The sequence below is a fragment of the Sneathiella sp. genome (genome assembly GCF_047631475.1).
Classification (GTDB): domain Bacteria; phylum Pseudomonadota; class Alphaproteobacteria; order Sneathiellales; family Sneathiellaceae; genus Sneathiella.
In genome coordinates, this window is the sequence record NZ_JBLHZT010000041.1 from 22,988 (window position 1) to 32,406 (window position 9,419).

The window sequence follows — 9,419 nt, forward strand, 5'->3', positions numbered from 1 at the left end:
TTGCTATTAGATTTCAAAAATATGTACTTCACAATTGGTGCAGATCAAGCTTCTTCAACAAATGCGCCATATCCTCTTTCGCCTTATCAACAGACGCTTCTTTAACCGGCCCGTATCCACGAATAGCAGCAGGGATGTCAAAAATTTCCTGAGCAACTCTCATATTTTCAGCATCGATTTCGGGCGCGATCTTTTTAAGCGTTGTGGCATACCAGTCAATCAGAGCACGTTCCATCTTTCGCTCAGCCGTGTATCCAAACGGATCGATCGCGGTTCCGCGCAATTTTTTGAAAGACCGCAATCCTTTAAACGCGATGTTCATCCAAGGACCGAAATTCTTCTTTTTTGGGCGCCCTCTTTCATCTTTTTTCGCGGACAACAAGGGCGGTGCCAGATGATAGTGAATACGGAAGTCCCCCTCAAATTCTGAGGCGATTTTTTCCAAAAAAGCAGGATCACTATGCAATCGGGCAACCTCATACTCGTCTTTATAACTCATTAATTTGAAAAGATTTTTCGCTACAGACCGACTTAAAGCCTCTTTTTCTTCGGGATCTATCTGTACTTTGCTCATAATATCCTGAACGGTCACACGATACATCTGTGCCCATGCGTCATCTTGATATTGCTCCAGGAACTCTGCATTTCGGTCTATTAGCTGCGACAGCGAAGGCGGCGTCTCTTTTATGCTCTCTACTCGATCCAACTTTTGCGTCTCTGGCCGTGCAAAAAGAATACGCCCCCAGTTAAAGGCCTTTTTATTTTTTTCAATTGCGACACCGTTCAATTCAATGGCTCTTAGCAACGCATTTTTAGACACGGGGACAAGCCCCTGCTGCCAGGCAAACCCTAACAACAGAACATTTGCAAAAACGCTGTCACCAAGTAACTGCTCCGCAGCCGTGCTTGCGTTGACCGTTGAAAGGTGCTCCGAGCCAAAAAGATGCGAAAGGTGCAAAAGACGGGTGTCCACTTTTACATCAGTGTCTGGATTAAGAGTAAAATCACCGGTGGGCATAACCGACATATTCACTGCCGCTTTTGTATGACCCTCAGCGTAAGTGGCAGAGGCTTTAGGGGACGTGCTGACCACAAGATCACACCCGATCAATGCGTCTGCCTGCCCCGTGTCAATGCGCACCTGGTTTATCTGGTCTGGTTGACTGGCGATCTTCACGTAACTGATAACCGGCCCGAACTTTTGCGCAAATCCCATGAAGTCGAGAACAGATGCCCCTTTTCCTTCCAGATGCGCGGCCATTGTTATCAACTGCCCAACCGTGATGACCCCCGTTCCGCCGACCCCTGTTACAATAACATTGAACGGGGTATCAACAGAGGCCAGAACCGGTTCCTCAATCAACGCCAACGCTTGGCTATAGGTTTCTTCATTACCGGTCGCAGAAGGTCGGCGCCTTTGCCCGCCTTCAATTGTAACGAAGCTTGGGCAAAATCCGTCAAGGCAGGAAAAATCCTTGTTACACGCATTCTGGTTAATCCGGCGTTTTCGGCCAAATTCGGTTTCCAACGGTTCGACAGACAGACAGTTTGAGGCAACAGAACAGTCACCGCATCCTTCGCATACGGCAGGATTTATATATGCAAAGCGCGGGACATCCTCCATTAGGCCCCGCTTCCGACGGCGGCGCTTTTCTGTGGCACAGGTTTGTTCATAAATTAGTGCCGTGACGCCTGATATCTCGCGCAATTCCCGTTGAACACTGTCCAACTGGCTGCGATCATCAAACGTCACTCCTGCTGGAAATTCTTTTGGATCAAATTTGTCGATTGCATCAGAAAGAAGCGCAATTCGCTGAATACCTTCGGCCCGCAAAGAGTGAGCAATGGACTGCACACTCATCGGTCCGTCGAAGGGCTGGCCTCCGGTCATCGCTGTGGCGTCATTATACAGGATTTTAAAGGTGATATTGGTTCGCGCCGCAATCGCCTGACGGATTGCAAGACTGCCGGAATGATAATAAGTTCCGTCGCCCAAGTTCTGGAAAATATGGCGACCGTTGTTAAACCGGGATTTCGCAACCCAATTAACGCCTTCACCGCCCATCTGGATAAGATAGTTTGTATCACGATCCATCCAGCTTGCCATAAAATGACAGCCGATGCCTGCCAGCGCTTCCGACCCTTCTGGCACCTTTGTCGATCTATTATGCGGACATCCGGAACAAAAATAGGGCGTTCGGGTCGCCCCTTCTACGTTAAGCGATACTACTCCCTTTTGTAGAATTTTCTCTGCTTTTTCCGAGAGGTTCAATCCTTCAAAAACAGAGTCTAAACGCCGGGCGACAATGACCGCCAACTGTTTTGGGGAGAGTTCACCCGTCCAAGGAATTAGCCGCTGTCCATATTCATCATTTTTCCCGACCATTCTTTCTGGCTTTGCGCCGGGAATGTCATAAAAATATTCTTTGAACTGGCTTTCAATAATGCCCCGTTTTTCTTCGATCACGAGAACTTCTTTCTTGCCCCGAACAAAATCGAGCGATGACTTTTTAGCCAGAGGCCATACCAACCCGATTTTATATACATCAATCCCGATTGCCCGCGCCTCCGCTTCACCAATACCAAGCAGGCGCAAGGCCTCCATCAAATCAAGATGCGCTTTACCTGTTGTCACGATGCCGTAAGTAGCATCCGGCACCTCATAGATATGCCGGTCAATGGGGTTGGCGTCGGCAAACGCAAGAACCGCGTGCTTTTTCGCCTCAAGGCGCTCTTCAATCTGCGGGCCCGGAAAATCTGGCCACCGGTAATGAAGTCCGGTTGACGGCACGTCAAAATCAGGGGTAACAAATTCTCTAGGGGGCAGCAGGTCAACCGTCATGCCACTTTCGACCGCTTCAGTCGCCGCCTTAAAACCAACCCACATCCCACTAAAGCGGGACAATGCATAGCCATATTCACCGTAACTGAGATATTCAGCCACATTTGAAGGGTTCAAAATAGGCATGAAAAAAGTCAAAAAGGCAGCATCGGATTGATGCGGCATAGAAGAAGAGACACTGCCGTGATCATCGCCTGCGACCACCAGCACACCCCCGGTTGGCGAGGCTCCATAGGCGTTACCATGTTTTAACGCATCGCCCGCCCGATCAACACCCGGGCCTTTTCCATACCAAAGGCCAAATACACCCTCAAACTGGCGGTGAGGATCTGTCTCAACCTGTTGGGATCCCAAAACGGCTGTGGCTGCAAGCTCTTCATTTACCGCTGGAATAAATTCGATATTTTTCTCTTCGAGAACATCTTTAATATTCCACAATTCCTGATCAAAAACAGCCAGAGGTGATCCTCTATACCCGCTAATAAAGCCCGCCGTCTTTAATCCCGCCCGTTCATCCCGTAATTTTTGCATCAGCGGAATGCGCACCAGTGCTTGCGTTCCTGTGAGAAAAACCCGACCTTCTTCCTGCGTATAACGATCGGACAGGGAATAGTCAGAAATTTTAGTAATTGTGAGATTGTTTTCCTGTTTCATTCAGCGTCTCCGGTCGGGTCATTCATACCTTTTCAATGTACCAGCACCTCAGTGAAAACTCTTTTCAATCCAACCAATATTTGCAGCTATTTCGGTTGATTGTTTCAAAACAACTATATTGGTGGTTAAATTTTCCGTTATCCTCTATAATTATAAGATGATTGATGAAACTGACCGCATAATCCTGAACCTTCTTCAAGAAGATAGCCGTATTACCAATTCCCAGCTTGCGCAACTGGCCGGACTGTCTGCATCTTCCTGTTGGCGGCGCATCAAAAGCCTGGAAGAGATTGGTTTAATAAAAGGATATACAGCAACGTTGGATCGAACGATTGCTGGCTTTGGATTTGCCGCTATCATACATGTCGGGCTATCCCGCCAATCGGAAAATACGGTTACTGAGTTCTGCAGAGCGATCGAGGAGCGACCCGAAATTCTTGACTGTTACGCAACGACGGGCGATTCAGATTATCACCTTCGTGTCGTTGCACGGGACATTGCTGACTACAATGACTTTCTTGATAATTTTTTGTTCAAGCTGAAAGGTGTTGCCCATGTTCGGTCCAACATCATTTTAAAAGATATCAAATCCGGTCTTCAGCTCCCTCTTAGCCAATAAGCCCTTGGCTAAAGGATCCGTCTGAAAAGGTAAGACATTCCTGACGGCACTGGTCAGCGACGAAAGAACAATGCACCCATCCGCTATTTGGATCACCTGGTTGATAACATTCCAAAATAAGCTGATCAAACTGAAGGTTCTGATACATCCATTCAGCCAAATCAAAATTGCTGATCCCAGGCACCTCAATGTCAACGGCCTGCCCTTTGACATGTTGCGAGCTGTCTTTCGATTTAAGAGCACGGTTAAGCGCAAGGCACCGATAACCGCTATTGGGCCTGAAAGGTTTGTTATAATGCTTCCGGACGGGCTCCAGAATATTCTCCGCCAGTTGTTTTAAGCAGGCAATTTCCTGCGGTCCCGGGGTATTATCAATCTGCAACCGTGCAGCAAGATCGCTGCGTGTCAGTTCACTTAATGAAAAATGCTCACTTAATTGCATCATCCCCTCCTGAGATTGCGATAAACACATCTACTGGGCTGATTTGCTCGCCAACTGTACACGTCCATCTGTATATTTTTCCAGATGCATTTCCATACTGCCAAGGTCGGTCTGAACCTGCATGCGCACCGGAACCGGACGCCCACCTTCAACGGGTTTGGCAACCCACACAATAAGTTCTTCGTCTTCATCAAGTTTATAGTCTGCGTCGCGTTTGAACCCACCCTTCTCAATAATATTGATACGGCAGCCTGAAGCTTTTCCTGAAAAAACTGAATATTTTGAGGGCTTGAAGACTTTTTCTCCGGCATCCGTCAATTTCACATCATACCGCCGCCGACCATCAAAAACCGGATAATATCCGTCGCATCGATTGTCCGCTTCATAAGACAAGACCGCTGACAGGATCATCGACATGGGATCGACACTGTTTCGAAGACCATCTTTCGGAAGGGGCGTGTATTTTTGAAGATTGGTATTCTTCTTGCCAACCAGCTCAGCTTTTACATCTCCGTCAGCATCGAATGTAAGTGTCGCCCCTCTTTTCTTGTCATTCCACGCACTTTGGTGAAAATGATAGTCAGGGACGACTTTGTTTTTGAAAACCGTGCCACTGGACGTCGCGTTGGCAATCCATTCAAACATCCAGGTAAGGGAACTGTTAGATCGGGCTTCGCTCATGATGGCGTAGGTATTTCCGGCCTCGCGAACGTCTGTTTTCACACTTCCAAGATACAAGCCACCCAGATAAACCGTGTGCTTTAACCTCAAGGGCTCATTTGCACTTGTTTCTGTTGCAAAACTCATCGCCAGTATTGGAAAAATAAATACGGGTAGAGAAAGTGTATTAACCAGCCTTTTGACCATTTTACCCCCAAATGACTGTTTGATGATCCTAATATATGGGGAGTTTGTGACAAATATTCAACGGACGGGCAGTTACGTCAGCAAATAAAAACCGAATAGTCCGCAGGCCAAAACAACCCGGTAAATAACAAAAGGCATAAAACCTATTCTGCCAATCCAGTTCATCAGCAAACCGATTACCAGATAGGCAACACCAAAAGAAACCACGCCGGTTATGAGCGCATCCAGACCAACCTCAACATTATCTGCCTTCAACAAATCGAAGCTCAAAACAACACCAGCGCCCAATATTACAGGTATAGAGAGCAGCATGGAAAATCGCGCGGCTCCTTTTCGGTCAACCCCACAAAAGCGGGCGGCTGTCATCGTAACCCCAGAACGGCTTGTCCCCGGAAGAAGGGCCAGAATTTGAAACAGACCAATTACAAGCGCATCCCAATTGGACATCCCGCTCACAGTTTTTTTGTCTTTACAGAATTTATCAGAGATACCGAGCAAGACACCAAATATCAACGTCGTCGAGGCGATCATTAACAGGGAGCGCAAGTCCGTATGCAGAATGTAGAAAAGCGCCCCCCCTGCCAAAACCGCAGGAACAGAAGCAATCACCAGATGGCGAAACAACAAGCGGGCATCCTTTACCTCGGTTTCAGTGCCGATCTTAAAGACACCTTGAAGGATCTCGATCAGGTCGGCCCGGAAGTAAGCGATAACAGCCATCAGACTGCCGACATGGGTTGCAACATCCAGCATTAGCCCCTGATCGGGCCATCCCGTTAGCAGCGGCACCAGAACCAGATGCCCACTTGACGATATCGGGAGAAACTCAGTTACTCCTTGTACAATCGCCAAAACCAGTATTTGCAATATTTCCACGGGATGCCTTCTAACCGAACTGTTAGCAAGTAAAGTGTTGAATTGAAAGAAACATACTCACCAATAACGTCAGAAAAGTGACACTCTTTTTAGTGTTAATCCATTAAAAAATTATTGATATTTCATATTCTTATGACCGTCCCACCGCTGGTGCCGAGTTTGAGTGCGCCTCCAGAATAACGACATACCGTCGATCTGTATCGGGATTTAACCCATCAAAAGGATAGCAAGTTACCAAAACCAGCAATGACCTTTCGGGAAGATGCGGAACCGACAAATTTTCGGCCGGTATGATTTGGGTCTGCATGACCCTATAGACTTCTGCTTTCCCCGATTGGCGTTCTACCGTCGCGGTGTCACCAATAACCAGATCCTGTAAAAACTGGAAATGTGTGTCCCGATGTCCAAACAAGATGGTCTGTTTGTCGTTGGGGTGCAGTACCGGGCCAAACGCCAGATTACGTGCGTTATCACCCTCCAGAACAAATCTTTCGATCTGCAATGTGGGAACCGCAAGTCGCGCCACAGGAAAGCTGTCAGCCCATGGCCACGGTCTTTCGGACCGTCCAGTCTCGCGCTGTTGTTCCCACGCCTGCTTAATCAACACAGGGGCTGCCCACGCTTTTGCTGCCAGAAGACCCGCCTGTCCCAACTGCCACATCGCCAGAAGCAATAAACCGCCGAACAAACAGGTTGTCAGCAACCTTTTCATGATCCCACTCCTCCCCGTTTTCGCCAAAAAAGTAAGAACAAGGCTGCGAGGAACGATATAAGTCCACCGATCAACAAAAGGTTCATGGGGGTCGCTGTCTGAGGTCCGTAAATCTTTTTCCACGACGTGCCTTTAGGAAGGTTTCCAGCAACCTTCATCTTGCTCATAAAATCTTCCTTGATCCGGGCAGGGGTCTTATCGATCGCAATAAAACTTGTAAAAGGGCTCATGATTTGATGTTCAAGGGCCACATCCAGAACGGCTGTTCGAACAATTTCCGCGTCCATTCCACGCGCGGAGGCATCCATCAGGCTTTCCACTTTATGCGACGCCCATAGCTTTCCAATATCCGTTGAACCCTCCTGCAGGGCATTGGGTAACGCGAACGAGCTTTGCTCTCCATTTGGCAAGGTCCCCGAAACCGTCTTGTGATGATTTCCCCCTTTGGATTTTGCAACATACACAATCGGCCGCTGGCCAAACAGGTCAGGTAAAATTTTTGGGTAGATTTCGACATCTGGACCAAGATCCAGCCCAACATCCTGCAATGTTGGCTGAGACATATCTTCGAACAGTGAAACCAGTTCAGCGCGCGCTTCGTTTAAATTCGAAATCTGTACATATGTACCCCGCCCGAATTCTGCGGCCTTGCGCATAAACCAACCGTTTGGAGCACTGCCAACCCCCACAGTAAACAGCCGTCTGCCGCCCAGTTTATCATTCACAAGCTGAAACATATCCGCTTCGTTCGTGACGGCACCGTCTGTTAAAAACATAATCTGTTTTTGAAAGCCTTCAATTGCTTGGTCAGATAACGCGCTGGCCAAAGCCGGATAAATTTCTGTACCATGTTCTGCCGCCAGCTGGCCGACAAATTCCTTCGCGACAACGATGTTTTGAGGCGTGGCGGGCCGACTATTCCCGAACAGGCGGAAATATTCACTATTAAAGGCGATAATTTCAAACCGATCGGCTGGTTTTAACAAGTCCAGCGCGGTAGACAATCCCGCCTTGGCCTGATCCATTGCCGTGCCATGCATCGAGCCGGATATATCGAGAATAAAGGTTACATCGCGCGGCTGCTGGTGGCGCACTTTTCCCTTTTTGGGTGGTAGTATAAACCCCATACTATATTCAACATTCCCATGCTGCTCCTCAAACACCACAGGATGAACTTGATCCCCCAAGGCGAATGACCAATTGAGAATGAAATCCCGATCGGCAGGCACACCCCCTTTTTTAAGGGCAATCCGCCCATTCCCGGCATCGCCAGAGGTTCTGACAATGGCGTGTGAGGGACTGGCAATTTCCTGATATCGATCAGCCTGTACAACAACAATGTCAAAGCTGGTTACATTTTCGTTGCCGCTGTCGCTGAAATAATCCTGACTTGGAAATACATTCGTTTCAACATTTTGAGCATCCGGCTCGACGCCCGTACCAACCGCTTGAACAGAAGCACCGGAAACAGGACTGTAACGGGGAACGATCGCTTGCGGCATGCGCCATGAAAAGTGAGTGCCGGATTGCCTGGCCAATGACTGAAACGAAATATCGACTTGAACCTGCCCGCCCGGTTCTATATTGGCCACCCGCGTTGAGAACATATTTGGCCGGTATTGAGTGAGCAAGGCACTTATTTTTCCTTGAGACGCAGCTCTGACATATGCGTGCCTTGCAACTTCTTTTTCTTTAATCTCTGACACAATGGTGCGTTCGCCAATCGTGAGTTTCATCTGATCGACGGCAGCATCATCTGGAAGCGGGAAAAAATACATTCCCTCTACCCAATTATTCGTAGGGTTTCGATATGTCTGCTGAACTGTTGTTCTGACAACATGTCCCGTAATGCGGCTGGTGATATGGGTTGTCAGGAGAGAGGCTGAAACCGGTGCAACCCTGTTTTCAGCATGTTCCGCATTGAACCCGTCCATAGGTTGCAACAAGAGCCTAGCGCCTTCCTGTTCCGCCGAGGCCGCAGACGCCCAGATACCCAACAGCCCGACAATATTCAGCAACAGCAACGTTCGGATAATACCGCTCATTCCCAAGAAATATTTTCTCAGGAACGGTATAAATATATCAGTATCAGCGTCTTCTCTGAACCCTAGATTGCTATTGTGCATTGCTTTACCCCGCATTTCGAATAGGGGCATAATCACAAACAAATGCGGCCGGACTGAACCGGGAACAAGGAATTATTGTGGAAAGATTAAGGCGGATCCAGATTGGCTCATCACAAGGATGCCTTGAATTCAGATGGCAGCATACCAATCGCTTTTTTAAATTCTCGGGAAAAATGGGCGGCGTCACTAAAACCGGCAAGAAAGCCAACTGCGGCAAGATTGTCAATTTTCTCAGTCATATAAAATATGGCCATTTGGCACCGGACAGCCATGATACAATC

The 9,419-nt window shown here is 48.1% G+C and carries 8 protein-coding genes; 1 reads left to right on the forward strand and 7 read right to left on the reverse strand.

From position 1 onward, the window contains the following. Positions 1 to 28: 28 nt before the first annotated feature. Positions 29 to 3,496: an indolepyruvate ferredoxin oxidoreductase family protein gene (locus ACJAYR_RS14600; RefSeq protein ID WP_415237284.1), complete on the reverse strand. Its 3,468-nt coding sequence runs from the start codon at positions 3,494 to 3,496 to the stop codon at positions 29 to 31. A gap of 157 nt (positions 3,497 to 3,653) precedes the next feature. Between ACJAYR_RS14600 and ACJAYR_RS14605 the strand changes: the two genes are divergently transcribed. After that, on the forward strand, positions 3,654 to 4,115 hold the full coding sequence (locus ACJAYR_RS14605) for an Lrp/AsnC family transcriptional regulator (RefSeq protein WP_415237285.1): 462 nt from the start codon (positions 3,654 to 3,656) through the stop codon (positions 4,113 to 4,115). On the opposite strand, the gene ACJAYR_RS14610 is transcribed toward ACJAYR_RS14605, so the two are convergent. From ACJAYR_RS14610 to ACJAYR_RS14635, 6 genes are all read right to left on the reverse strand, one after another. Beyond that, positions 4,105 to 4,560: a D-Ala-D-Ala carboxypeptidase family metallohydrolase gene (locus ACJAYR_RS14610; RefSeq protein WP_415237286.1), complete on the reverse strand. Its 456-nt coding sequence runs from the start codon at positions 4,558 to 4,560 to the stop codon at positions 4,105 to 4,107. The genes ACJAYR_RS14605 and ACJAYR_RS14610 overlap by 11 nt on opposite strands. A 27-nt stretch (positions 4,561 to 4,587) precedes the next feature. Continuing rightward, positions 4,588 to 5,424 (reverse strand): DUF3108 domain-containing protein, encoded by an 837-nt coding sequence (locus tag ACJAYR_RS14615; RefSeq protein ID WP_415237287.1) that lies wholly within the window; start codon positions 5,422 to 5,424, stop codon positions 4,588 to 4,590. Between the two features lie 72 nt (positions 5,425 to 5,496). Then, positions 5,497 to 6,300, reverse strand: coding sequence for an undecaprenyl-diphosphate phosphatase (locus ACJAYR_RS14620; RefSeq protein ID WP_415237288.1), 804 nt, complete (start codon positions 6,298 to 6,300; stop codon positions 5,497 to 5,499). Between the two features lie 130 nt (positions 6,301 to 6,430). Beyond that, positions 6,431 to 7,012, reverse strand: coding sequence for a class GN sortase (locus tag ACJAYR_RS14625; protein ID WP_415237289.1), 582 nt, complete (start codon positions 7,010 to 7,012; stop codon positions 6,431 to 6,433). Beyond that, positions 7,009 to 9,057 (reverse strand): marine proteobacterial sortase target protein, encoded by a 2,049-nt coding sequence (locus ACJAYR_RS14630; RefSeq protein WP_415237290.1) that lies wholly within the window; start codon positions 9,055 to 9,057, stop codon positions 7,009 to 7,011. Before ACJAYR_RS14630 ends, ACJAYR_RS14625 begins: the two co-directional genes overlap by 4 nt. Positions 9,058 to 9,248: 191 nt before the next feature. Beyond that, positions 9,249 to 9,410 (reverse strand): helix-turn-helix domain-containing protein, encoded by a 162-nt coding sequence (locus tag ACJAYR_RS14635; protein ID WP_415237292.1) that lies wholly within the window; start codon positions 9,408 to 9,410, stop codon positions 9,249 to 9,251. Between the last annotated feature and the right edge of the window lie 9 nt (positions 9,411 to 9,419).